The organism is Acinetobacter sp. FB, assembly GCF_056033405.1.
In genome coordinates, this window is sequence record NZ_CM148502.1 from 2811167 (window position 1) to 2836938 (window position 25772).

At 39.4% G+C, this 25772-nt stretch carries 29 protein-coding genes; 8 read left to right on the top strand and 21 right to left on the bottom strand.

Features of this window, described 5'->3' with window-relative positions; all coding sequences use genetic code 11:
* Nucleotides 1-77 precede the first annotated feature (77 nt).
* Genes AC0JIQ_RS13355 through pheS form a run of 3 tightly spaced genes read right to left on the bottom strand, consistent with a single transcriptional unit; the run spans nt 78 to nt 3766 of the window.
* Complete coding sequence (locus AC0JIQ_RS13355) at nt 78-374, bottom strand: integration host factor subunit alpha (RefSeq protein ID WP_004664224.1); 297 nt, start codon at nt 372-374, stop codon at nt 78-80.
* Nucleotides 371-2752, bottom strand: coding sequence for a phenylalanine--tRNA ligase subunit beta (gene pheT / locus AC0JIQ_RS13360; RefSeq protein WP_474201940.1), 2382 nt, complete (start codon nt 2750-2752; stop codon nt 371-373). The genes AC0JIQ_RS13355 and pheT overlap by 4 nt, the downstream gene beginning before the upstream one ends.
* 33 nt (nt 2753-2785) lie before the next feature.
* On the bottom strand, nt 2786-3766 hold the full coding sequence (gene pheS, locus AC0JIQ_RS13365; RefSeq protein ID WP_005239606.1) for a phenylalanine--tRNA ligase subunit alpha: 981 nt from the start codon (nt 3764-3766) through the stop codon (nt 2786-2788).
* 232 nt (nt 3767-3998) lie between these two features.
* Between pheS and AC0JIQ_RS13370 the strand changes: the two genes are divergently transcribed.
* Entirely contained in the window at nt 3999-5000 is a 1002-nt protein-coding gene (locus AC0JIQ_RS13370; protein WP_474201941.1) for a hypothetical protein, read from the top strand.
* 152 nt (nt 5001-5152) lie between these two features.
* Here AC0JIQ_RS13370 and AC0JIQ_RS13375 read toward each other — a convergent pair whose 3' ends face one another.
* The 3 genes from AC0JIQ_RS13375 to rpmI form a co-directional block, all read right to left on the bottom strand.
* Complete coding sequence (locus tag AC0JIQ_RS13375; RefSeq protein ID WP_474203270.1) at nt 5153-5710, bottom strand: NADAR family protein; 558 nt, start codon at nt 5708-5710, stop codon at nt 5153-5155.
* Nucleotides 5711-5802: 92 nt separating this feature from the next.
* Nucleotides 5803-6162 carry a 50S ribosomal protein L20 gene (rplT, locus tag AC0JIQ_RS13380; RefSeq protein WP_004664213.1) on the bottom strand — a complete coding sequence of 120 codons (360 nt, stop codon included), beginning with the start codon at nt 6160-6162 and terminating at the stop codon, nt 5803-5805.
* 11 nt (nt 6163-6173) lie between these two features.
* Nucleotides 6174-6368 (bottom strand): 50S ribosomal protein L35, encoded by a 195-nt coding sequence (rpmI, locus tag AC0JIQ_RS13385; protein WP_004637967.1) that lies wholly within the window; start codon nt 6366-6368, stop codon nt 6174-6176.
* A 236-nt stretch (nt 6369-6604) separates the two neighbouring features.
* Here rpmI and AC0JIQ_RS13390 point away from each other — a divergent pair, with 236 nt between their 5' ends.
* On the top strand, nt 6605-7858 hold the full coding sequence (locus tag AC0JIQ_RS13390) for an MFS transporter (protein WP_474201942.1): 1254 nt from the start codon (nt 6605-6607) through the stop codon (nt 7856-7858).
* A 32-nt stretch (nt 7859-7890) separates the two neighbouring features.
* On the opposite strand, the gene AC0JIQ_RS13395 is transcribed toward AC0JIQ_RS13390, so the two are convergent.
* From AC0JIQ_RS13395 to thrS, 5 genes are all read right to left on the bottom strand, one after another.
* A complete protein-coding gene (locus AC0JIQ_RS13395) occupies nt 7891-8316 on the bottom strand; it encodes a YqaA family protein (protein WP_046738476.1) in 426 nt (141 codons plus the stop codon).
* A 27-nt stretch (nt 8317-8343) separates the two neighbouring features.
* The gene (locus AC0JIQ_RS13400) at nt 8344-8961 is read right to left on the bottom strand and encodes a glutathione S-transferase N-terminal domain-containing protein (RefSeq protein WP_050041707.1); all 618 of its coding nucleotides are present in this window, start codon (nt 8959-8961) and stop codon (nt 8344-8346) included.
* Nucleotides 8962-9088: 127 nt separating this feature from the next.
* On the bottom strand, nt 9089-9409 hold the full coding sequence (locus AC0JIQ_RS13405; RefSeq protein ID WP_474201943.1) for a DUF7709 family protein: 321 nt from the start codon (nt 9407-9409) through the stop codon (nt 9089-9091).
* 157 nt (nt 9410-9566) lie between these two features.
* Nucleotides 9567-10118, bottom strand: a complete 552-nt coding sequence (gene infC / locus AC0JIQ_RS13410; RefSeq protein WP_081399795.1) for a translation initiation factor IF-3 — start codon at nt 10116-10118, stop codon at nt 9567-9569.
* 5 nt (nt 10119-10123) lie between these two features.
* The gene (gene thrS / locus AC0JIQ_RS13415; RefSeq protein WP_004664201.1) at nt 10124-12046 is read right to left on the bottom strand and encodes a threonine--tRNA ligase; all 1923 of its coding nucleotides are present in this window, start codon (nt 12044-12046) and stop codon (nt 10124-10126) included.
* 264 nt (nt 12047-12310) lie between these two features.
* Here thrS and AC0JIQ_RS13420 point away from each other — a divergent pair, with 264 nt between their 5' ends.
* Nucleotides 12311-13954, top strand: a complete 1644-nt coding sequence (locus tag AC0JIQ_RS13420; protein WP_474201944.1) for an acyl-CoA synthetase — start codon at nt 12311-12313, stop codon at nt 13952-13954.
* A gap of 45 nt (nt 13955-13999) precedes the next feature.
* On the opposite strand, the gene yjgA is transcribed toward AC0JIQ_RS13420, so the two are convergent.
* From yjgA to mazG, 9 genes are all read right to left on the bottom strand, one after another.
* Nucleotides 14000-14539 carry a ribosome biogenesis factor YjgA gene (yjgA, locus tag AC0JIQ_RS13425; protein ID WP_005164369.1) on the bottom strand — a complete coding sequence of 180 codons (540 nt, stop codon included), beginning with the start codon at nt 14537-14539 and terminating at the stop codon, nt 14000-14002.
* Between the two features lie 2 nt (nt 14540-14541).
* A complete protein-coding gene (locus AC0JIQ_RS13430) occupies nt 14542-14811 on the bottom strand; it encodes an HPr family phosphocarrier protein (RefSeq protein WP_346511870.1) in 270 nt (89 codons plus the stop codon).
* Nucleotides 14808-15659, bottom strand: a complete 852-nt coding sequence (gene rapZ, locus AC0JIQ_RS13435; protein ID WP_004664195.1) for an RNase adapter RapZ — start codon at nt 15657-15659, stop codon at nt 14808-14810. The genes AC0JIQ_RS13430 and rapZ overlap by 4 nt, the downstream gene beginning before the upstream one ends.
* Nucleotides 15660-15682: 23 nt before the next feature.
* Nucleotides 15683-16528 (bottom strand): pantoate--beta-alanine ligase, encoded by an 846-nt coding sequence (gene panC, locus AC0JIQ_RS13440; protein WP_005214584.1) that lies wholly within the window; start codon nt 16526-16528, stop codon nt 15683-15685.
* Between the two features lie 3 nt (nt 16529-16531).
* Entirely contained in the window at nt 16532-17341 is an 810-nt protein-coding gene (panB, locus tag AC0JIQ_RS13445) for a 3-methyl-2-oxobutanoate hydroxymethyltransferase (protein WP_005214586.1), read from the bottom strand.
* A 39-nt stretch (nt 17342-17380) separates the two neighbouring features.
* Nucleotides 17381-17869 (bottom strand): 2-amino-4-hydroxy-6-hydroxymethyldihydropteridine diphosphokinase, encoded by a 489-nt coding sequence (folK, locus tag AC0JIQ_RS13450; RefSeq protein WP_474201945.1) that lies wholly within the window; start codon nt 17867-17869, stop codon nt 17381-17383.
* The gene (gene pcnB / locus AC0JIQ_RS13455; RefSeq protein ID WP_005214590.1) at nt 17866-19320 is read right to left on the bottom strand and encodes a polynucleotide adenylyltransferase PcnB; all 1455 of its coding nucleotides are present in this window, start codon (nt 19318-19320) and stop codon (nt 17866-17868) included. Before pcnB ends, folK begins: the two co-directional genes overlap by 4 nt.
* Before the next feature lie 169 nt (nt 19321-19489).
* The gene (locus tag AC0JIQ_RS13460; RefSeq protein ID WP_474201946.1) at nt 19490-19918 is read right to left on the bottom strand and encodes a ComEA family DNA-binding protein; all 429 of its coding nucleotides are present in this window, start codon (nt 19916-19918) and stop codon (nt 19490-19492) included.
* Nucleotides 19887-20693: a nucleoside triphosphate pyrophosphohydrolase gene (gene mazG, locus AC0JIQ_RS13465; RefSeq protein WP_474201947.1), complete on the bottom strand. Its 807-nt coding sequence runs from the start codon at nt 20691-20693 to the stop codon at nt 19887-19889. Before mazG ends, AC0JIQ_RS13460 begins: the two co-directional genes overlap by 32 nt.
* A gap of 93 nt (nt 20694-20786) precedes the next feature.
* On the opposite strand from mazG, the gene AC0JIQ_RS13470 reads away from it, so the two are divergent.
* The 5 genes from AC0JIQ_RS13470 (at nt 20787) to AC0JIQ_RS13490 (ending at nt 25266) form a co-directional block, all read left to right on the top strand.
* Nucleotides 20787-21560, top strand: coding sequence for an SDR family oxidoreductase (locus tag AC0JIQ_RS13470; RefSeq protein WP_004664183.1), 774 nt, complete (start codon nt 20787-20789; stop codon nt 21558-21560).
* A gap of 201 nt (nt 21561-21761) precedes the next feature.
* Nucleotides 21762-23132, top strand: a complete 1371-nt coding sequence (locus AC0JIQ_RS13475) for a COG3014 family protein (protein WP_004664182.1) — start codon at nt 21762-21764, stop codon at nt 23130-23132.
* A gap of 18 nt (nt 23133-23150) precedes the next feature.
* Nucleotides 23151-23558: a DUF1425 domain-containing protein gene (locus AC0JIQ_RS13480; RefSeq protein WP_474201948.1), complete on the top strand. Its 408-nt coding sequence runs from the start codon at nt 23151-23153 to the stop codon at nt 23556-23558.
* A 29-nt stretch (nt 23559-23587) separates the two neighbouring features.
* A complete protein-coding gene (gene lpoB / locus AC0JIQ_RS13485; protein ID WP_005214603.1) occupies nt 23588-24190 on the top strand; it encodes a penicillin-binding protein activator LpoB in 603 nt (200 codons plus the stop codon).
* Between the two features lie 74 nt (nt 24191-24264).
* The gene (locus tag AC0JIQ_RS13490; RefSeq protein ID WP_474201949.1) at nt 24265-25266 is read left to right on the top strand and encodes a CsgG/HfaB family protein; all 1002 of its coding nucleotides are present in this window, start codon (nt 24265-24267) and stop codon (nt 25264-25266) included.
* A gap of 95 nt (nt 25267-25361) precedes the next feature.
* On the opposite strand, the gene AC0JIQ_RS13495 is transcribed toward AC0JIQ_RS13490, so the two are convergent.
* Nucleotides 25362-25751, bottom strand: coding sequence for a hypothetical protein (locus AC0JIQ_RS13495; RefSeq protein ID WP_474201950.1), 390 nt, complete (start codon nt 25749-25751; stop codon nt 25362-25364).
* Nucleotides 25752-25772 lie beyond the last annotated feature (21 nt).

Below are 25772 nucleotides of genomic sequence, written 5' to 3' on the forward strand. Positions count from 1 at the left end.
GAGAACCTTTATAGGTTCTCTTTTTTTATGCCTAAATTTCTAATCAAATAAAAATATAACTATAAAAAAAAAGCAGATCAATCGATCTGCTCATTTCCAACGCGCTGTCTAAATTTTTGACCCGCTCTAAACGTAACCACTCGGCGGGCAGAAATCGGAATTTCTTCACCCGTTTTTGGATTGCGTCCTGGACGCTCACGTTTATCACGCAATTCAAAATTACCGAAACCAGAAAGTTTGACTTGTTCACCGGCAATTAATGCTTGGCTGATCTCATCAAAAAACAACTCAACCATCTGTTTTGCTTCACGGCGATTTAAGCTAGTAAGCTCACTTAAATGGTCCGCCATCTCTGCTTTTGTTAATGCTGTCATGAGGCCCTCAATGTCGCTTGGTAAGTGTCTTCCAACACTTGAATAATGTTATCCATACCAGATTTAATTTCAGCATCTTCAAGCGTACGTGCTGGATGTTGCCACAACACTGCAAATGCTAAAGAGCGCTTGCCTTGTTCAACCCCTTGCCCCGTATACACATCGAACAACCATGTTGAGTCGAGTAACTCATCACCAGTCTGCTCAATTAACCGCTGAATATCTCTTACCTCAATATTATCAGAGATTAAAAGCGCAATATCACGTCTAACCGATGGAAAACGTGATAATTCTGTAAAATTAGATACATAAGATTGCAAAACTGCCTGCTGATCCAGTTCAGCCACCCAAGTTATGCCCAAATCTAGTTCATTTTCCAAAGATGGATGTAAGCGCCCCAGATAACCAATTGACTGCCCATTCACTAAAATTTCAGCTGACTGACCTGGATGTAACCACTCGCGTTCAGTACGAACAAATTCAACAGCAATACGACCGGCAGCTAAAATCTCTTCAACCTCACCTTTGAAATCGAAGAAGTCCATTGCTTGTGGTTTTGCATGCCAAGATTCTGGTACACGTGAACCAACCGCAATCAATGCCAAAGTTGGGATCTGTTTTAGATCATGAATGCTTTGCGCATTCTGATAATCAAAACGCAAACCGAGTTCGAAGAAACGTACACGCTGCTGTTGACGGTTTAAGTTGTACTGTACACACGGAATTAAGCTAGACAACAAAGTACTACGCATTGCAGCCAAATCACTTGAAATAGGATTGGCAAGCATCAGTGGCTGTACATCTGGATTTAATTGCTTCTCAAGTTTTGCATCGGCAAAGCTAAAGCTAATTGCTTCTTGATAGCCCAATGTCACCGCAGTTTGACGTAATTGTGCAATTTCAAAACGGTCTTGGTACTTTTCCAGTTTTACATCAATTTTTGGCAAACTAATTTGAATGTTGTCATAACCGTGAATACGGGCAACTTCTTCAATTAAATCTTGATAGATTGCCATATCATAACGATGCGATGGTGGAACAACACGCCACTCACCTTCAGCTTTGCTTTCAACCACACAGCCCAAACGCATCAAAGCATCGGCAATAAAATCACCAGCCACAGCATAACCGAGTAATTGATCAACTTGTGCTTGCTTCAATACAATTGCTTCGCGCTTTGGAAGCAGTTCTGCCTGTTCAGCAACAGTCACTGGACCAAACTCACCACCAGCAAAGGCTTGTATCAGCTCAGAAGCACGGTGCATAGCAATCATTGGCAATTCAAAATCCACACCGCGTTCATAACGTTGTGATGAATCCGTATGTAAACCAAAACGACGCGCACGACCTGCAATCGCTAAAGGTGCAAAGAATGCACTTTCAAGGAAGATGTCTTGGGTATCATCAGTTACCGATGAATCTAGCCCCCCCATAATTCCCGCAATCGCTAAAACTTTTTGATCATCTGCAATGACCATCATGTCATCTTGCAATTCAACTTCTTGATCATTGAGTAACGTCAACTTTTCTTGTGACTGCGCTTGGCGGACTTGAATCGAACCTTCAATTTTTGCCAAGTCAAAGGCATGCATGGGTTGACCCAATTCAAGCAACACATAGTTAGTAATATCCACCAAAATACTATGCGTACGGATGCCTGAGCGTGCCAATGCCTGTTCCATCCATTCAGGTGTCGGCGCTTTCACATTGACATTTTTAACGATACGACCTAAATAACGTGGCGTACCTTCTGTACTGATGTTGACCGCTTTCTCATCAGCAATATTTGCTGCAATGGCCTGAATCTTTGGCTCATTCACTTCAAGCTGGTTAATCACCGCGATTTCACGCGCAATCCCGCGGATACTAAAGCAGTCACCACGGTTTGGCGTGATACTGATGTCAATCACATTGTCATCAAGTTTTAAATATTCACGAATATTCATTCCCACTGGTGCATCAGCAGGCAACTCTAACAAACCATCAATTTTGTCTTCTAAATCAATTTCAGAAGCACCGCAGAGCATACCTTGTGATTCCACACCACGCAGCTTGCCTTTTTTAATTTTGAAATCGCCTGGCAATACTGCACCGATCGTTGCAACAGGAGCTTTCATGCCCACACGAACATTTGGCGCACCACAGACAATCTGTAAGGCTTCACCCGAACCAATATTAATCGTGGTCACACGTAAACGATCTGCATCTGGATGTTGTTCAACCGTAAGGACTTCACCAACAACCACACCAGTAAACGGTTTTGCAACAGGCGCTAACTCATCGACTTCCAAACCCAACATGGTCAATTGATCAGACAATGTATCGCTATCAATGGCTGGATTCACCCAGCTGCGTAACCAATTTTCACTAATTTTCATTTGTATAAACCTTCTTTAATCCTGAAAAACTGTTTAGGCAAATTGGCGTAAGAAACGCACGTCATTTTGGTAGAACATACGCAAATCATTGATGCCATAACGCAACATTGCAAAACGCTCCACCCCTAGACCAAAGGCAAAGCCTTTGTATTTATCAGGATCAATTCCTGCAGCACGCAGTACATTTGGATGTACCATGCCACAGCCTAAAACTTCTAACCAACGACCACGTTCATCCATGATATCCACTTCAGCGCTTGGCTCAGTGAATGGGAAGTAAGATGGACGGAAACGTACTTTTAAATCTTTTTCAAAGAACTCATTGAGTAGGTTAATCAATAAACCTTTTAACTCAGCAAAGCTGGTATTTTCAGCAACGTACAGACCTTCGATCTGATGGAACATTGGCGAATGGGTTTGATCCGAGTCACAACGATAAACACGGCCCGGACACACGATACGAATTGGCGGCTGACTAGTTTCCATGGTCCGAATTTGCACGCCTGAAGTATGCGTACGAAGCAAATGCGTTGCATCAAAGTAGAAAGTGTCATGCATCGCACGGGCTGGGTGATGTCCCGGAATATTTAAGGCTTCAAAGTTGTGATAATCGTCTTCAACTTCTGGACCATGAGCAACTTGGAAACCTGCTTTAGTAAAGAATTGGCAAATACGCTCTTGTACTTGAGTAACAGGATGAATACTTCCCATGCGCTGACCGCGGCCCGGTAAAGTAATATCAATGGTTTCACTTGCTAATTTTTTTGCAAGTTCAGCTTGTTGTAATGTCTGTTGACGCTCAGTCAAAGCCGTATTGATTGCTTCACGCACAGCGTGAATCGCAGCACCTTGTACTTTTCGCTCTTCAGGATCCATTTTTCCAAGCGCTTTCGACTGCTCTGCGAGCTGGCTTTTCTTCCCTGTAAATTGCACACGAACTTGGTCGAGTGCAGCAAGGTCTTGAGCCGCTGCAATGGCAGCAAGCGCTTCAGTGGTCAGGGCTTCCAGTGACATAGTAACTCTCAAAGCAACAAAATATAGAAATATAATAAAACGCTATAGTTTATCAGCTTTTTACCAGTTTGATGAAAATAAACAGCGGTTTAAATAGCGTACTTTTGAAAATATAGACGCAAAAAATAAAACAACAAGATACCTAAGCAGATCAACTAAAATTTCTGAAAAATTACTCAACAATTGAATAAAATGTATAAGATACCGATATCGTCAATGAGAAAGAATAACGATGGCGCTTGATCAAATCTGGAAACAACAGCTTACATTAGTGACTTATGGCAATGAGTTTCTTACAGGTGAACTCAATTTTAGCCGCTGGATTGAACATCCAATTTTCAATCAAAATCGACTGATTTTTAGAGACTTACTATCTCAACACTTGTTAGCACAACATTTCCAGATTTGGCTTGAAGGCTTAAAAAAACAAGGTGTTAAAAAACTCAGCCTACATTTATCTAGCGTACTCAATGATGAGCAAAATCCAAATGCCAACGTAGAGCTGCTTCCCTTTGCACATTTTATTGTGAGCCATCAAGGCAATAAAAAAACCGCATGGATCTGTGGCCATGAACTGGCTGAATGGGATAACAGTGATCAAGCCTTTGATGCACCAGCATCTCAACAAACAACCCTCCGCCAAGAAGTGTTTTGGCGTTATGAGTTGAATGATAAATTCGCTAAAAAAATTGATGCTGACTTACAGAAGGTAAATTGGAATCAGGTTGCCATTTTCTTAGAGAAAGAACTGTTCGATAGTAAATATGCTGAACATTTTCCAGAGCCAGAACAACAAGATTTGCCTTTTTATGGTTATGAAGCTGATCTTACACATCTTTCTAGCAAACAATTAGCATTGATTCCAACAGATTATCCAGCGGATTGTGCACATCGATTATTACATCGCACACAAGCATTAACTAATTATTTAGAACAACAAAGAAAGCATCCTTATACTGCTACAGGTGAGTTAATTAGCCCTGAAGAACAGATTAATCTCCGTAATTTTTCACAAAAAACTGATGACTTATTTGCAAAGCTGATTGTAAAAACCGCAAATCACTACCAAACGGCTCGACTTACGGCAGAAGAACCTGAAATCATTGACCGAACCATGGAAATTCCACATCAGATTGATAAGTCCCACCATCATAAAGTAGGTGCGTCTGGCGTGATTAAATTGATTATATTAACCGTGATTATTTGTCTGGTTGCTTATTATTTTGGACTATAACTTCCATCAAGCGCTCAGTCGTATTCATAGATCTTGATAGAACCAGATTTAGATGTTGGATCAAATCGTATCGTCATAACATCAGCATGTTTGAGCAGACTATAAGGGCTGTACAATAGTACAGAGTATAGCTTCCTCTCAAAGGCTCAATATTACTGAGCCAGAAATTGAGACCGAACCTGCATCAGAGCAAATCCAAGTAAGTTTAACCCCTGCCATTGGTTCGGGTCTTGGATATGCTCGTGATCTTGAGCCATACCAATCCCCCAAATCTTATCAACGGGCGATGCTTCAACCAAAATACGATCATGCGTAGTAAGTAGAAAATCTCTTAGCTCAGGATGCTGTGAAAATTTAGCCCAATTTGCCTGTACTACGATCTCAAAACGCTTTTCCTGCCACAACTGCTCGTCATAATACTGTACTTTCCGACCGAGCTGTTTTGCTTCATTCGGGTGTGTGACCTTCAAAATCTGTTGAAATATCTCATCATCGTTAAAGAGTTTTGCTTTTTGCGCCATCATATAATGTTCCGCCGTGAGATATTCAATACCCTCCTGTTTGAATGGCGATGGAAACCACTGGCTAAAACAACTTTTATCCACATGATTGTTTTGCTTTGGAGTATGTCCCCAGAAATATAAATATTTAAATTGGCGACCTTGCTGGACTTGTTGAATTAAATCATTTAAAAATTTTTCGTCTTGCATCATCTATCTCTGATTATTATCTATTATTGAAAATCCAATTCACTAAAAATAAAAAAGACCGCTAAAAAGCGGCCTTCTTTGAATCTCTAAGCTTATGCAGCTAATGCGCCTTTAGCTTTTTCAGCTAAAGCAGCAAATGCAACTGCATCATGCATAGCGATGTCAGCTAATACGCGACGGTCGATGATCACTTGAGCTTTTTTCAAGCCATCGATCATACGGCTGTAAGACAAACCGTTAAGACGAGCACCAGCATTGATACGCGCAATCCATAAAGCACGGAATTGACGTTTCTTTTGACGGCGGTCACGGTAAGCGTATTGACCAGCTTTGATTACCGCTTGGAACGCTACGCGGTAAACGCGTGAACGAGCACCATAGTAACCTTTAGCGCGAGCAAGAATTTTTTTGTGACGGCGATGAGCCACTACACCACGTTTTACACGAGCCATTTATAATCTCCTTAGATGTATGGGCACATAGCACGAACTGATGCAACGTCACTTACGTGAACCATTACACAACCGCGCAATTGACGGATACGCTTAGCAGATTTTTTGGTCAAAATGTGGCGCTTGAATGCTTGTTTGCGCTTGAAACCGTTTGCAGTCGCTTTAAAGCGTTTAGCTGCACCACGGCGAGTTTTTAACTTAGCCATAGTAACCTCTTTTGGGCACCTGTTCGGCTCGTTTGCACTATTGCAAATCGACCTGCAGGTAAGGAAGGCAGTATCATATAGCATCTTCCTTTAAAACAAAAGTAAAATGCTCATTTTTTAACAGCAACTACTTTATTTTTCTCAAACGTTATTTTCCATAATTAATTCTCAAATTATGAGAAACATCCACAAAATCAGCGCCTATAATAGAATCAAATTATTAAATCTTTATTCTTATGAATATTCAGAATGATGCATTCGCCGCGTTACGGTATCGAGATTTCTCTATTGTGACCTTGAATCAATTTTGCTTAACACTGGCAATTTTAATTCAGGAAATTATTGTTGCTTATTCACTCTATCAAATAACTCGTGATCCCCTAACCTTAGGTTTTATTGGTCTTGCTGAAGCAATCCCATTTATCACGCTTTCTTTATGGGGTGGTTATTTTGCAGATAAACTGAATAAACAAAGCATTATGAAGGTCTGTTTATTCTTTTCCATTCCTTTACCTTTGGTTCTTTGGGGCTTATTCCATTTCCATGGCTTAGAAAAAATTGGTATTAGCACACTTTCTTGGGGCATTTATGCTGTCATATTTGCCTTAGGTACTATTCGAGGTTTTTACAATCCATCAGCAACCTCACTCAAACCCTTTTTAATTCCACGCGAACTGTATGGTAATGGTGCCACTTGGACCACGATCGGCTGGCAAAGTGGTGTCATTATCGGGCCAATGTTGGGTGGCTTTATGTTGGCATTTCTGGGACGTGAAACGAGCCTTTTTGCAGTATCAGCATTATTGGCGATCTGCTTTATCTTGATTAATTGCTTACAGAAACGTACATTCCCAAAAATGGAAACTGAGAATGTCTTACAAAGCCTGACCGATGGTTTCCGCTTTATTTGGAAAACCAAAATTGTTTTATGGGCAATCTCACTAGACTTGGTATCGGTACTCTTTGGTGGTGTGATTGCTCTGTTGCCCATTTTTGCAGAAGAAATCTTAAAGGTCGGCCCTGAAGGTTTAGGTTATCTACGCGCCGCCCCTTCGATCGGCGCACTGATTACTATGATTGTCCTGACCAAGTTCCCACCGATGCATCACGCTTGGCGGAATATGTTATTGGCTGTCGCTGGCTTTGGTATTTTTACCATTCTGTTCGCCTTTTCAAACAATATATGGCTATCACTATTTGCCTTAGCCATGACTGGTGCTTGTGACAGTGTTTCTGTCGTAGTTCGTCAAACTGTGCTACAAATTTTCCCGCCTGAAAATATGCGAGGTCGAGTGGCTGCGGTAAATGGAATGTTCGTTTCATCGAGTAATGAACTCGGGGCTTTTGAATCAGGTCTGGCAGCCAAATATCTCGGAACAATCACTGCGACCATATTTGGTGGTTGTATGACGCTTGCAGTTGTAACTTACTGTTGGTTTAAAACCAGTGATTTATTTAAAGTCGATATTACTAAAGGTACTGATCATTAAAGGTTTTAGGGAAAGTCAAACTTTCCCTTTTTTCAAACAACTCCAAGATATAACACATACAATGTTAAATAACGCCCACCTTTGGCGATGGTGACAATCAATAAAAATCGCCAAAAATTTTCTTTCATCAATCCTGCAATCAAAGTAATCGGATCACCAATCACAGGTGTCCAACTCAGTAGCAGCGAATAAAAACCATATTTATGATAGATCTGTTGAGCCTGCTCTAAACGCCGTCCAGAAACAGGAAACCATTTTTTATCTTTAAAATGTTCAATTTTCAATCCTAACCACCAGTTCACACATGAACCCAAGACATTTCCAATGGTTGCTATTAAGATCAGATAAAGAGGGTTGGAAAGCCCTTGTATCAATAAGGTTATTAATACTGCTTCCGACTGTAAAGGTAATAATGTCGCAGCCCCAAAAGCAGATATAAACAACAACCAATAACTCATGAGGCGAACTTAGACACTATAGAAAAATTAGACTTGGATCGACAAAGCTTTTTGTATCGCAGAACGCGCCGTTAGGCGTTCAATATAGTCTTGCACATACGGATAATCTTCAAGTTGAATGCCTTGCCATTCATAACGCAATGCCCAAGGCAAGATTGCCATATCGGCAATTGAATACTCACCTGCCACGAACTTCTGACCAATCAATTGCTTATTTAAAACAGTGTAAAGACGCTTAGTCTCATTGATATAACGATCAATTGCATAAGGAATACGTTCAGGTGCAAATTTATTAAAATGATGATTTTGCCCTAACATTGGACCAAACCCACCCATTTGCCACATTAACCATTGCTCTACTTCAACTCGCTCTTGTTCATCCGTAGGATAGAATAATCCAGTCTTCCGACCTAAATATTGTAGGATCGCACCTGATTCAAATACAGAAATCGGTTCACCTCGTGGTCCATTTTGATCAACTATCGCTGGAATTTTATTATTAGGAGAGATTCTTAAGAAGTCTGGTTGGAACTGATCATTTTCTAAAATATTAATAGGAAAAATCTGATATTCGAGTCCCATTTCCTCCAAGGCAATTGTTATTTTATGGCCGTTAGGTGTACCCCAATAATATAAGTCAATCATTATATTGTCCTATTCATCGTTATCTTGACTGTTGTTGCGTTATAGCACATTTTATAGTAAATGATCAGCAAACCAGCACGAAAAGAAACAATAAAACCGTGTTTTCAAAGGTAATCTTTTTAAATATCTAAATTCGATCAGCTAAGAATTGTTTTGCTTGTTCTCCTACAAATCTACGCCCCGCATTAGTTCCATTAATCCACTCATCAGCAGAGAATAGGTCAAACATACCCACTTTAAATAAAGTTGGAATTGCTAAAATCAACTCTTCCTCTACCGCACCTCGAACGCCTGCATTATAGAGATTAATATTATGCAGCATAGTGGCAACTGTTCCTGTTTGAACCCGACTACCATCTTTAAGCTTTACCTGTGGCAATACCTCACCATCTTGTACCACTTTTTGATTAATTTCTGCGAGTTCTTTAGTTCCTATAGTTGTAGTCATAAGTGTTCCTATTCTTAAATTATGTAATTATCAATCAAACCTATCATATTTTATTTTAAATATTGTTGAGTAATATGGATAAATTTTAAGTAGATAAATATATTATTTTTTGACATAAAAAAGCACCACTTGTTGTGGTGCTTTTTCTAAAGAAAAATTACTTTTTCTTTTTCGGACCAAGTAACATGCCCATCTGACGACCTTCCATCTTCGGCGCTTGTTCAACTACGCCAAACTCAGCAACGTCAGCTTCAATTTTTTGCAATTGAGCCAAACCAAGCTGTTGATGTGCCATCTCACGACCACGGAAACGCAAGGTAATTTTTACCTTATTTCCTTCTTCAAGGAAACGTAAAATTGCACGCAATTTTACTTGGTAATCACCTACGTCCGTTGCAGGACGTAACTTGATTTCTTTCACTTGCACTTGATGCTGTTTTTTCTTCGCATCTTTTTGCTTTTGCTTTAAGTCAAATAAGTGCTTGTTGTAGTCCATGATTTTACAAACAGGCGGTTCTGCATTAGCAACAATCTCAACAAGGTCAAGATTAGCTTCTTCAGCAGCACGTAATGCTTCAGTTAATGAAACAACACCTTTTTGTTCTCCATCTGCAGCGACGAGGCGTACTTCTTTCGCACGGATCTCTTCGTTAATTGCAGGACGGTTACTTTTAGCACCTTGTTGCTGGTTACGGTCAGGCTGTTTAATCTTTATTACTCCACAATGTACCGGCCGCGTTCGGCAACGGCAGATTTCACTAGGTCAATAAATGCATCTACTGACATAGTACCTAAATTTTTTCCTGAGCGAGTACGCACATTAACAGTACCTTCTTCAACTTCTCGATCACCAAGAACTAGAAGGTAAGGAATACGCTCTAGGGTACGCTCACGAATCTTAAATCCGATCTTTTCATTTCTCAAGTCAGAAATAGCACGAAGACCATTTTCTTTGAGTTTTGCAACCACTTGTTCACATGCTTCTGCTTGTGAATCAGTAATATTCATAACACACGCTTGAATTGGTGTTAACCAAGGCGGCATAAAACCCGCATAGTGTTCAATTAGTATACCAATAAAACGCTCAAAACTACCAAGAATTGCACGGTGAAGCATGACTGGTTGATCACGATCATTGTCTTCAGTGACATAAGACGCATCTAAGCGAATTGGTAAGTTGAAGTCACATTGAATCGTACCGCACTGCCATACACGGCCTAAGCAATCTTTCAATGAAAATTCAATTTTCGGACCATAGAATGCACCTTCACCAGGTTGCAAATCCCAAGCCAAGCCTGCGTTATCTAAAGCATCCGCCAAAGATTTTTCAGCTAAATCCCAAAGTGCATCATCACCGACACGTTTTTCAGGACGTGTAGATAATTTCATTTGCACTTCTTCAAAGCCGAAGTCTTTATAAACATCTAAAGTCAGCTTAATAAAGTCAGCAACTTCTTTACCAATTTGTTCTTTGGTACAGAAAATATGTGCATCATCTTGGGTAAAACCACGAACACGCATAATCCCGTGTAAAGAACCTGATGGCTCATTACGGTGACAAGAACCAAATTCAGCCAAACGAATTGGTAAATCACGATAAGATTTCAAGCCTTGGTTAAACACTTGTACGTGACAAGGGCAGTTCATTGGCTTAACAGCATAGTTACGACTCTCTGAATGAGTTGTAAACATATTATCTGCGTAGTTGGCTGCATGACCAGATTTTTCCCAAAGCGTAAAATCGACGATTTGCGGCGTTTTAATCTCTAGGTAGCCATTGTCCTGCTGAACCTTACGCATGTATTGCTCAAGCACTTGGTAGATTGTCCAACCATTTGGATGCCAGAACACCATACCCGGTGCTTCTTCTTGCATATGGAATAAATCTAAAGCCTTACCAATTTTACGATGGTCACGCTTTTCTGCTTCTTCAATACGTTTGATATATGCAGCTAACTGTTTTTTATCAGCCCAAGCAGTACCATAGATACGTTGAAGCTGTTCATTCTTCGCATCACCACGCCAGTAAGCACCAGAGATTTTTGTGAGCTTGAATGATTTTAAGAATTTAGTGTTTGGTACGTGCGGACCACGGCACATATCCAAATAATCTTGATGGTAGTACAAGCCCATTTGTGTTTCATTCGGCATGTCTGCGATCAAGCGCAATTTGTATTCTTCGCCACGTGCTGTGAATTCTGCAATCACCTCATCACGTGGTGTCATTTTTTTGATGACATCATAATCTTGATCGATGAGCTTTTTCATACGCTCTTCAATCGCTGCCATATCATCTAAAGTAAAAGGACGTGGCATCCAGATGTCATAGTAGAAACCTTCTTCAATGACTGGACCAATTACCATTTTTGCTTCTGGAAACAGCTGCTTAACAGCGTGACCAACGAGATGTGCGCAAGAGTGACGAATAATTTCTACGCCTTCTTCATCTTTAGGCGTGATAATTTGTACAGTTGCATCTTCGGTAATCAAGTCTGAAGCATCGACTAGACGATCATTGACACGACCTGCTACGGTATTTTTCGCAAGACCCGGACCAATGCTTAATGCAACATCCATCACAGATACGGCTTGATCAAACTGTTTTTGATCGCCATTTGGCAAAGTAATAATTGGCATAATAAAATCCTTAAGGAGTGATGCCCTATACGAAGGAGCATATCACCGCGAGATTATGTATTGAGGTGAACCTCAAAAGATAAAAAACGGCGGATAAAAAAGTATTCAAGATTTTACACAGGTTTAGTTGAGGATGAAACCTTTGAATCATAAAAACCTAGATTGATTAGGTTTCATCTCCGACTAAAGCCTAAATGATTTAGACTGAATGACACACTATGTTGATATAGATATAAATGAAAAAAACACAAATGGAGCAAACACATGGTTAGTGCATATGATGAATTACCGAGAACCCCTGCAAATTTCGTTGCCTTATCGCCTTTACGTTATTTAGAACGTGCTGCTTATATTTATCCACACCAAGCCGCAATTATTCATGGGGAACGTCAAATCACATGGCAACAAAGCTATCAACGTTGCCGCCAGTTTGCACATCAGCTCACTCAGTTAGGAATTCAAAAGAATGATACCGTTTCGGTACTCTTGCCGAATGTACCTGCAATGATTGAGGCACATTTTGCTGTACCAATGGCAGGTGCAGTACTCAATACGCTGAATACTCGCCTCGATGCTAAAACCATTGCTTTTATGCTGGCTCATGCAGAATCAAAAGTTCTTTTGGTCGATCCAGAATTCAAATCACTTGCTGAAGAAGCGTTAAAGCTGATCACTCAAGATATTATTGTGATTGATGTATTTGATCAGGAGTATGAGGGTGAGCAAATTGCACTTGGGCAATATGAATATGAATCGTGGTTAGCTAAAGGTAATCCTGAATTTGAATGGTTACTTCCACAAGATGAATGGGATGCGATTAGTCTGAATTACACTTCAGGAACCACAGGCAATCCAAAAGGTGTGGTTTATCACCATCGCGGTGCTTATCTCAATGCGGCCAGTAATATTTTGGCATGTGGTATGAAACCTCGTGCGGTTTATCTATGGACACTACCACTATTTCACTGTAATGGTTGGTGTTTTGCATGGTCAATTGCAGCTAGTGGCGGCACCAATGTTTGCTTACGTCGAGTTGATCCAGTTTTAATTTTTAAATATATCGCTGAACACAAAGTCGATTATTTCTGCGGTGCGCCAATTGTCTTATCGATGCTCATCAATACTCCAGCAGAACAAAAAACAGCTTTCAACCACCATGTTGAAGTCATGGTTGCTGGAGCTGCTCCGCCCGTTGCGATTATTGAAGGTATGCGTCATATTGGAATTAATGTTAATCATGTCTATGGTTTGACAGAAACGTATGGCCCATCGGCATTATGTGCTTCGCAAGCAGGATGGAGTGACTTATCTATTCAAGAACAGGCTCAACTTCATTCACGCCAAGGTGTTCCTTATCCACTCCAAGACAGTATGCGAGTACTTGATCCTGAAACGATGCAACCCGTACCGAATGATGGGCAAACCATGGGAGAAATTATGTTCCGTGGCAATATCGTGATGAAAGGTTATCTCAAAAATCCACAAGCGACTGAAGAAGCTTTTAAAGGTGGTTGGTTTCATACAGGAGATCTAGCCGTTTGCCATCCTGATGGTTATGCCAAAATTACTGATCGCTCTAAAGATATTATCATTTCAGGTGGCGAAAATATTTCATCGCTCGAAGTCGAAGATGTACTTTACCGCCACCCTGCTGTACTCACCGCAGCAGTGGTCGCAAAACCTGATGAACGTTGGCAAGAAGTGCCTTGTGCATTTATTGAGTTGAAGCAAGGTGCATCTGCTTCCGCAGAAGAGATTATTGCACATTGCCAAAAAGAACTGGCTCGCTTTAAAGTTCCTAAAGATGTGGTAATTACTGAGATTCCAAAAACATCGACAGGGAAATTACAGAAATTTATTTTAAGAGAATGGGCAAAAGAACGAGCAAGTGTTTCGTTTGAGAATTAACCCCTAAAAACAAAAAAGAAGTTTCAACTGAAACTTCTTTTGGCTTTAACCTTGGTCAGATAACAAGGCGACTTGCTGTACATAGTTCACAAATTTGAGCTTGGATGCGGCGAGTTCTTCTTCACTCACCTGCTGTTTGATATCTCGATGAATGCGCAAAACATGCTGACGTAAAGTATGGCGTTCAGAAGCATTAAAAACTTTACTAAACTCATTAATGATTGGATCACCTTGATCAATCATTCGATCGACCCAACGCATCAATTGCATTTGTTTTTTAGCACCTTGTTGCGGTGTCAAATAAGATAAAATCGTGGTTTCATTTTCATTACGCAATAACTTACCCACACGTTGAAACTGACGACGACGTGCTTCAAATGAACTGATCTTCTGCACTTCAAGTAATGCATCAATCAAACGTTCATCGACAGGAAGCTTTTGAATTTGTTTTGGATTGAGTTGAGCCAATTGCTCACCTAAAGCAGCCATACGTTGCACAGCTTTTTTTTGCTCGGTTCTACTCGCACGCCCTTCTAATGACTCAAAATCTTCATCTGTATAACGTTGTTGGGTACCACGTGCCACTATTACTCTGCCTCATAAAATTTTGCTGCGAACAGCGTTTGAATTTCTTCCAGTGCTTTTTCTTCATCAGCACCATCAATCACCAATCTTAATGTTGTGCCTTTACCAGCACCCAACATCAACAATGACATAATATTTTTTGCATCAATCAATTTTTCACCCTTACCAATTTGTATCAAAGAGCTAAACTTGGTTGTGACTTCAATAAGTTTACCAGATGCACGTGCATGTAAACCGAGTTTATTAATTACATCAATTGTTGTGTCTATCATGACCAGTGCTTCATTTCTCTATGTAAGATTTGGACAGTCCATTTTGCCTTAAGAGCCTGTTTGAGTCTATCCACGATATAAACTGAACGATGTTGTCCACCTGTACATCCCACTGAAATGGTCATGTAATGTCGATGTCCTTCCGCAAAAGCTGGCAACCATTTTTCCAAGAAGTTATAAATATCAGTAAACATTTCATTGGTTTGTTGATTGCTTTCTAAAAAACGGCAGACGGGATCATCCAACCCAGAAAGACGACGCAACTCTAAATCCCAATGCGGATTAGGTAAATGGCGCACATCAAATACATAATCGGCATCAAGCGGAATGCCATGTTTATAGCCAAACGATTGTAGAATCACAATCAACTTATCAGACTGCCCCAATCGAGACAGCAAGATATGTTTGAGATCATGGACACTTTTACCCGTCGTATCAATATGCACTGTAGAACGGAATTGTATCGGTATAAGCAACTGTTTTTCTTCCTGTATACATTGCAACAGGCTATTAAAACGATTTGCTAAAGGATGTGGTCTACGCGAAGAACTAAACCGTGCAACTAAGTCTTGATCTTGCGTGGTTAAATAAATGATATCCACCGTACCATGTTTTTTTAATTGTTCAAAAACATGATCAAACTCTTGCATATCCGCACGAGTACTTCGAATATCCACACCTAAAGCTAACTGCTCTAAGTTATTTTCATGATCCAGTTTAGCTACAATTTCAGGCAATAATGCCAAAGGTAAATTATCTATACAATAATAGCCCAAATCTTCAAGCACCTGTAATGCAGATGATTTTCCTGAACCTGACTGTCCTGTAACGATAAGAATACGCTTCATCGCATATCGCCCTTTAATTTATTTTATGTTTTAAAATTAATTTGTAAATTATCAATCAAACGTGTTGAACCTAATTTAGCCGCAATAAATAAAACTAAATCACGATCAAACTCTTCAATTGGTTGCAAATTAGGTTGACGAGCTTCTACATAATCCACAACAAATCCAGCTCGTGTCAATTCCGTTGAGATATTTGCTAACACTTGTGAAAGTGATTGCCCCTCTCCCAATCCAACCTCAGCTTGTTTTAACAACTGATAAATTGTTGGCGCAATACTTCGTTGCTCTTCTGACAAATAACCATTGCGTGAACTTAAAGCCAAACCATCTGCTGCTCGTACAATTGGTACGCCGATGACTTCTAATGGAATATTTAAATCCTGCACCAACTGACGAATTACAGCCAATTGTTGATAATCTTTTTGCCCAAAAAAAGCATAATCAGGTTGTACAATATTGAATAGTTTAGTGACAACAACCGCCACGCCATCAAAATGACCTGGACGCGATTGACCACATAAATCATTGGTAATTTGACTAACACTAATATTGGTTAAACGAGGCTGCTTGCCATACATTTGATCGACAGAAGGGGCGAAAATAATGTCACACCCTACATCTGCCAACAAACGACTATCTTGTTCTAAGGTACGTGGATAGCTATCAAAATCTTCACCCGCACCAAACTGGATTGGGTTAACAAAAATACTCACCACCACGACATCACAGATTTTTTTTGCAGCGCGCACTAAAGTCAAATGACCTTCATGCAAGTTCCCCATAGTTGGAACAAAACCAATAAGTTTTTTTGCTGTTCTTGCTGGAGCTAATGATGCAGTTAAGCCTTGTATTGTTGTTTCTGTTTTCATGAGTTAGAGCTCAACTTGAAAAGTGTGTTCTTTAGCAGGAAATGATTGGTCTTGAACAGCTGCATGATACGATTTAAATGCATCTACAATTGCTGTTTCACCTGCTTGTTCTTTCATGAAATTACGCACAAAACGCGCAACTCGACCAAAAGTCAAACCAAGCATGTCTTGTACAACCAAAACTTGTCCATCAGTTTCATTGCCTGCACCAATACCAATCACTGGAGTATTAGGAAATAGTTCAGCAATTTCCTTGCCCAACTGAGCTGGAACACACTCTAATAATAATACCGCGGCACCTGCATCAACCACAGCTTGGCAATCCGCAATTAATTGATCAGCTGCTTCACGCGTTCGTGCTTGAAGTTTATAGCCACCGAATACGTGTACTGATTGTGGTGTTAAACCCAAATGCACGCAGACAGGAATACCATTACGTGTCAAAACTTGGACTAATTCACTTAACCAAGCGCCACCTTCAATTTTGACCATTTGCGCGCCAACTTGCATCACTGCTTTCGCATTTTTCAAACCATCTTCAAGCGTTGCATAACTCATGAATGGTAGATCAGTCATAATTAAGGCGTGCGAATTACCACGACGTACAGCTGCTGTATGATAAGCCATATCTTCAACTGTCACAGGAAGTGTGGAATCTCTTCCTTGAATCGCCATTCCTAGAGAATCACCAATTAAAATTGTATCAATTTCAGCCAATTCCATCGCTTTAGCCATACTTGCATCGTAACAAGTAAGACATGAAAACTTACGTCCATCAGCTTTAAATTTTCTTAAGTCACTTAGACTAATCATGATGATATCCTCTGCAGGCATTTCCAGAACGAAACAATCTTACGCAGTTGCCCAAGATTGATCTGCGATTACAGTCAAGTTTGCTTGCTGTACTAGTTCTAAATCTTTTAATAAGTGCCCATTTAACTGTAAATGAGCATCTAAATCTAATAAGGGAAGGATCACAAAATCACGTTCTAAAATACCAATATGTGGTACAGTCAAACGTTCATTTTGAATCTGCTCTTGACCATAAATCAATAGATCCAAATCAAGTGTGCGCTCTCCCCATCGCCTTAAACGAATACGACCTGCTTCTTGCTCAAATTGTTGTAATTGGTCTAATAAGACAAGTGCTTCAAGTGTCGTGTCCAATTGAACAACAGCATTTAGATAATTTGGCTGGTCCTGAGGACCCATCGGTGGACTTTGATAAAGCCTTGAAACTTTTACCGAACCTAAACTAGCCAACTTCACAACAGCTTCGCTAAGAATCTGTTGTGAATCACCTAAGTTACTGCCTAAACCGATATAGGTACGAATAGTCATTGCGTTGGTCCAAAAACCACTTGGCTCAGATCACGTTGTACACGCTTACGCTTAAGGATCGGATGATCTGCATTGATTTGTCCTGAAACGGCAGTCGCTTTTTCAATAAAACGGCTAGTTGATTCATCTGCTCTAACACGTTCTTTCTTGGCACGGCGGCTTCTCGGCTCAGGGACATTCACCAAAGGCTCAATCTCAGTCGTCTTTGGCTCATCAACTTCAACTGTCTTACGACGTGTTTTACTACGTTGACGGTTGTATTGACGAATTGCGACTTCTTTCTGATCGATTGACATTTCTTGGTAAGCTTCCCACCAAATCCCCATGCCTTCGGTACTGCTATCACCTGATTTCTCACGTAACAACAAGAAATCAAAGCCTGCACGGAAACGTGCATGTCCAGCTAAAGCTTCAATTTGCTGTGGTTTTGGATTGAGCAAACGGGTTTGCATTTCCCATACTTCACGAATAAAAGTTTCAGCAAAACGAGGAATAATGGTACGTGTGGCTTGACGTTTCAATACATCTAAACCGGCTTGGGCACGTGCTTCAGCAGGAACAACACCTTTATTTAAATAAAAATCACAACGCTCTAAGAAAGGCTTCCACAACAATACTGCATAAAAAAATGCAGGATTAATGGTCTTACCAATTTGAATTCGTTGATCAGTATTTTTAGCTGCACGTTCGATAAAAGCTGTTAGATTTGGAGGAATTTCAGCAAATAATTGCTTCCAAACCCCAAACTCAATCAGCATCGGTAAAACGCGTGCAAGATGTCCCATAGTAAATAATTTTTGAGACTCATCGTATAATCGATGAGGTGAAACGTCACGCAACAGTTGCGTCATTTCAACATCAAAAACATCAATAATCGATTGATCAATTTGGAAGTTGAGTTTCGCAGCAAAACGTAAAGCACGTAACATCCGCACAGGATCTTCTTCAAATCGCTGTGCAGGCTCACCTAGAAAACGCAAAGTACGCGTTTTAATATCATCAACTGCATGACAAAAATCTAGCACGATCGCTTGGCGCGGTTGATAATACAAAGTATTAATTGAGAAATCTCGACGCGCAAAATCTTGCTCAATTGTTCCCCAATTATTATCTCGCAAGATCATACCAGAAGCACTGGTGACTGCTTTTTTGGGAGGAGCGCGGAAAGTTGCGACTTCAATCAGTTCGCGACCAGAATAAACATGTGCTAATTCGAAACGTCGACCAATAATTCGGCAACGTCGACCAAAAACTTCTTTCACTTGTGCTGGTGTTGCATTGGTGACAGCATCAAAATCCTTAGGATTAAGACCTAACATCATATCGCGAACACCGCCGCCCACAATATATGCCTCATAGCCCGCTTTCGTTAGGCTATCGATTACATCTAATATTGAAGAAGGGAGTTGGGCTGTGGACAAACCACATTTTGACGCACGCAAAGTTTGCAAAAGACACTGTCTCCTACGTCAGGACGTAAATAACAATTTGTCGCTAATCATAGCTCTAACACAATCAAAGGGCAATTTATTCTGTTGAAGTTTCAACAGATCAGTATGTTTTAATTGCAATATCATCTTTATTTTTATCCTATAATGCTAAGCGTGCTTTATTTTTATCCTATAATGCTAAGCGTGCTTTATTTTTTTCAAGCAATTTTGGACCAATTCCTTTGACATTGACCAACTCGTCCACCGTTTTAAAACCACCATTCTTTTGGCGATATTCAACAATTGCCTGAGCCTTTTTCTCACCAACGCCATTTAAAGTCTGTAACTGCTGTAAATTTGCTTGATTCAAACTAATCTTATCGCCCTGAATATTGGTAGAAGATGAAACTTGCTGAGAACTCTTCTGTGGCGTAGGTCTTGATAAATAATAATTATTGTTAGGCTGCTTCGCTAATTGCTGATCACGTGCTTGTTGTTGAGCTTTCCATTTTTCATAGGATTGATCAAACGGCTGTGCACTCACATAAACAAAGCAGTTTAAAAATATAAAAATAAATAGAATAAAGTTATGTTTGCTGCGTGGTTGCGGCAAATTCATTGGATTTCCCCTGAAGTTTTAAGTGTCGTTTTGCCTGCTCCCATAGTTCATCCATTTCTGTCAAACTCATTTCTTGCAAGTCTTTATTTTGTCTTTGTGCTTGTTGTTCAATGTATGCAAATCGGCTTCTAAATTTATGAATCGTTGCCAATAATGCGGTCTCACTCGACACGCCAAGTTTACGCCCTACGTTAATTAAAGAAAATAGACAATCTCCAAATTCTTCTTGTATTTCATCAGTTTTTCGAGTTTTTATTGCCTGTTGTAATTCTTCTAATTCCTCATTTAACTTCCCATAAGCATCTTCAACTGTTTCAAAATCAAAACCCAACTGCGCTGCTTTTTTTTGAATCTCATGTGCCTGTACCAATGCTGGCGCATGTTTCACTTCATCTAGTCGAGATTGAGCCTTACCTTGTTTTTCTTGTTGCTTAATTTGTTTCCATAATTCACTAACTTGTTCTGGATCTAAATTTTGATATTTTTCAGCTTGAAATACATGTGGATGACGACGAATTAATTTTTCACTAATTGCATCTACCACATCATGAAAGTTAAATGCGCCTTGTTCACTATACATCTGAGATTGGAACACGACCTGCAATAACAAATCGCCTAACTCATTACGAATTTCATTTAGATCACCCTCTCGAATCGCTGCTTCTACCTCATAGGCTTCTTCGATCGCATAACGGGTCAAACTATTTGGTGTTTGTTGTTGATCCCATGGACACTTTTGTCTTAATTCGTGCATGATTTCTAATAACTTTTCCATGAGTTTCTCCAAATACACCAAATTGTTGCAGCCTGAACCTGCTTATGCGTAATATACGCCGATTAAAGAAATATGATAAAGCAAGGGAAAGTAATGCAACATAGCGTATTTATCAGTGGGGCCGCACAAGGAATTGGTGCTGAGATCGCACGTATGTTTTATCGACAAGGTTATAAAGTCGGTATATATGATATTAACGATGAACAAGCACGACAATTAGCCGATGAGCTTGGTGAAAATGCTAAAGCGGGCTATCTAGATGTAAGCAACTTTCGTCAATGGCAAATCGCTTTACAAGACTTTAATAATTGGGCAGGTGAACTCAATATTTTAATTAATAACGCTGGTATCCTATATTCAGGTGCATTTGAAAACACCCCCATCCAATCTCATCATCGTACCATCGACATCAATGTAAAAGGTGTTTTTAATGGTTGCCATGTTGCCTTACCTCACCTACAAAAAGCCAGTTTTGCTCGTGTAATTAATCTTTCTTCAGCTTCAGCAATTTATGGACAAGCAGATTTAGCCTCATATTCAGCAAGTAAGTTTGCTGTTCGTGGTTTAACAGAAGCTTTGGACGTCGAGTGGCAGAAATATAATATTCGTGTGCTTGATGTAATGCCTTTATTTGTACAAACCAATATGGTGAAGAATATGGATGCGGGCAGTATTCAAAATATTGGCGTAGATTTAACCCCCGCTGATGTAGCAAAACAAGTATTACATCTAGCACAACAAAAAGATCACGCCTTGATTCCAACACACACTCCTATAGGAATTAAAACTAAATTGATGTATCAATTGTCGAGCATCAGCCCACAGTTTTTAAATCGATTGACCAATATTTTTTTATCAAAAAGATAATTTAAAAGATTCATTCAAATAATATTTGAATGAATCAAAATAAACATTATGTTTCAAAAACTTATACTAATAAAAAAATCTTTTACTTTATAAAATAAAAATATTTATTAAATATCTTCTTAAATTCCTGTTAATTATTTATAACTTTTTGTATATTTGCGTAATTTTTTAATACAGTTTGTATTTTTTATAGGGGTTTATATGTCATCTTTATTATTAAAACCAAAGCTTTCATTCTTATTCATCAGCTGCATGAGTTTGTCGATTTCTGGTTTAACAACTCAAGTACATGCTGGTTTATTTGATAACTATACAGACACGGCTCAAAATTTTCGTTCATCACTGACTCAACCAATATCGACGCCAACACAAGAATTATTTGAAAAAAAAGCTAAAAGTAATGATGCAGCGTTGTATTTATTAGAAAAAGCACGTTTAGAACAAGCAAACAAACAATATGAAGCCAGTAAGCAAACTTTTGAAAATGCATTTGAATTGTTAGATGCTCAAAATAATAAAGCGACAATTAGCGCCTCTAAATTAGGTTTTAAGGCACTTTCCCTCGTGAGTAATGATAGCGTAGCCCCTTATAAAATTCCTGAATATGAACAAGTATTAGCACATGTTTACCAATCGATAAACTATCTAGCTTTAAATAATACTGAGGGCGCGGCTGTTGAAATGCGTGTAGCGCAACGTATTCAACGCGAAATTGAATTAGCTCATAGCAAAGAAGCAGAAAAAGCAACAGCCAAAGCTCAAAATGATAATTCTGCTCCAGCTGAATACGATGAAGCTTTAGCTGGACTAAATACAATTGCGGGTAAAGTAAAAAACACGTATCAAAATGCGTATGCATTTTATATGGCGGCAACATTATGGGAAGCTTTGGGTGAAAAAAATGATGCTTTAGTTGATTATAAAAAAGCATATGAACTACAGCCAAATGATTTTATTAAAAATGATGTAAAACGACTCGATAACGGTGCAAACAAAGCAAATGCTCAATATCCTGTTGTTATTTTTCTGGAGCAAGGATTAGTTCCTCAAAAAATTTCTTCGACCTTGGCAATTCCAACACCAAATGGATTAGTGAATATCTCATTTGCAAGCTATGACCCTTCAACCTATATCACACCAAGACAGGTCGATATCGCAGTGAATGGGAAAACCGTTGCAAATACAGCATTACTTACTGATATTGGTGCGTTAGCTGTAAAAACACTAAAAGAAAATATTGCCGCTAATCTCACAACTCAAATTGCACGTTCTACAGCGAAATACGCTGTACAAAAAGAACTGGGCAATCGTTTAGGCGTATTTGGACAACTTGCAGGCAATGTCTATAACACTGCCACAGAAAAAGCAGATGTTCGTGCATGGAATACCCTCCCAAGCAATGCACAAGTCACTCGCCTTTTGCTCCCTGTTGGTAGTCATACCATCCAACTTAAAAACAATTATGCAAACCAATCGATCAATATTGAAGTAAAAGCTAATCAGACGACTTTTATTCATGGTATCGAAACCAACCAACAAATTGTCGCTGATAGCTTCAGTATCGCTAAATAATAACTTGAGTAAAACATAATGAAACAACGTTTTTTACCCATAATTCTGTGTAGCTTTAGCCTTGGCTTAACTGCGTGTACGGCACCAAATGCGATGCGTACACAAACAGACCCAAATACTGGCGCAAGTAATGTCAGAACCATGACAGGTAATCCTATTCTTGCAACCCGTATTGGTGTCAATCGAATCAATATGGTCAGTCTTGGAGATATTAAGAAAGCATCACTCGCCTTAAAAAATGGTTGGTTCTACGCACAATCTTTTGAATACAAAGTTGTTTGGTTTGATGCCAATGGAACAGAAATCAATCCAGAAGGTGCAACTTGGAAACCAATCACATTACAAGGGCGTGAAGTAAAAACTGTTCAGTCTGTCGCACCCAATCCAAGTGGTGTTGATGTACTTATTTACATGAAAAAAGATTAACCAATAGATTCTTGATCAGGGGGAAATATATGAAACTTCGCACTTTAGCTTTAGCAACAACAATCAGCACAATCGCTTTTGTGAGTGGTTGCACATCACAATCAGTCTCTTATGGCGATGCACAGGCAACTGAAACACTTACTAAAGATTTTGGATCAACTGATCTTCAACAAATCGCTGCAAAAATGGTTGATGACATGTTGGCATTTCCACCTGTCATTGAAATGACTCAGTCTCGTCGCCCTGTGCTCTTCGTCGATCGCATTAAAAATAAAACTCAAGAGCACATTGATACTGAATCAATCACCGATACAATCCAAACTAAACTCATCAATTCTGGAAAATTCCGTTTTGTAGATATGACCTCTGTAGGTGCTATGGCCGATCAACTGGCATATCAACAACAGAGTGGTATGGTAGACAAACGAACAGCTGTTAAAACAGGTTCGCAAATTGCTGCTGAATACATGTTAAACGGTAATTTATCGAGTATCGTGAAAAACTCAGGTGGTAAGAGTGATGTTTATTACAAATTCACGTTTAAATTACAAAATCTAAAAACAGGAATTGTTGAATGGACGAGTGAAAAAGAAATTCGTAAGTCTGCGAAACGTTCGACATTTGGTTTATAAACTCTTTAAAAAATTAAACCTGATACACAGTATTCCTGTGTCATCAGGTCTTTTGGTTAGAATGATAGATAACGATGAAATCTTTACTTTATGCAGCTTTATTCTGCCTCACAATAACGCATTCAGCCTATGCTGCTTTACAAGAAATTATGAAAGAAGCCACAGGCAGTGGCCCTACGCAACAACAAGCAATTGCCGAAGCTTTGCTCATCGCAGCACAATCTGTGAATGGAACTAGTGTTACTTCACGTACAGATCTGACTGAAGAAGTGAACATGGTCGTAACAAACAATCATTGGAGCTACCAAGGAAAAACTTCTCCAGTTTTTAGTGTTGAAACACAAGGTACCAGTGCAATTAATCGTTTTCAGGTGCTGAGTGTATCTGGTTCTGGTAAAAACTATCGCGCGAAAGTCCGTGCTTATGTCAGCAAGTTTCAATCAAGTGTAGCGGATCAACACTTACGCCGTATTGCGGTTATGCCATTTCAATATAACTATTCAAAAACTCAACTCACAGATGGCAGTGATGCTGATGACTTTGTGACAGAAGTTGCCGATCTAATTGGTACTCAGCTATCAAACTCACGCCAGCTCAGTTTAGTCAGCCGTGACTATATTGATGAGATGGCAACTGAAAATGCATTTCTTCGTTGGGATGGTGCACCAGCAGAAATGGCAAGACTTGGGCAAAAAGTGGGTGCTGACTATATTTTAGTTGGACGTATCAATGAAGCAAAAACGACTCAAGGACGTTCATTTTATGGCGCTGTTCCAGCTGGGCAACAAGCTATCCGTCTAAATTGGCGAGTGATTGAGGTGAATACAGGCAAAGTTGCTGCCGCAGGAACTGTAAATCAACAGCAGCGTCAATCTCTAGGAGAGCTTATTCATAATTCACAATCTACAACCTCATCAGACTTACTCGCACAACAAATAAGTAATGATGTCTTAAATGGCTTGTCTTTAATGCCAATCAGTTACTCTCAACAAAATTCAACACAAGTCGAGAGTTCAGAACCACTCTCGGATGCTGAACTCACACCAGGTTCGAGTGAAAAACCGATTCGTTGGTGATTGAATAACCTGTGTATATTCAACTTATGAATTTTTGTTGATGCAAAAAAAGAACACTTTAAATTAATTTAAAGTGTTCTTTTTTATTATTTTAATCAAATCCCATAACAACCTAGACGGCTAATTGTAAATCCCACCCATTCCCCGATGAGAGATTCATCACTTGAGGAGATAACATCTTCAACTTGCAAAACTAGGCAATCAACTACAACTGGATGAACAGCAACAATACGACCAAAAGCGCGATAGCGCCATCCACCAATATGTTCTAAACCATATTTTTGTTTAGCGTTATTAGCAAATATTTCATCCCAACTCTCATCATCAGATAACTCAATAGTCCAATCAAAGTCAAAAAGGCTATTTATTTTGCTTTCAATGTCATAGAGACTAAATTCATCATAAACATAATATAAATGATCATTAACCTCAATCTGAGCTTCTAAATATACTCCTTGAGTAGAGATCAACTTTGCATGTGACATTGCATAAATCCCTTCTCATAA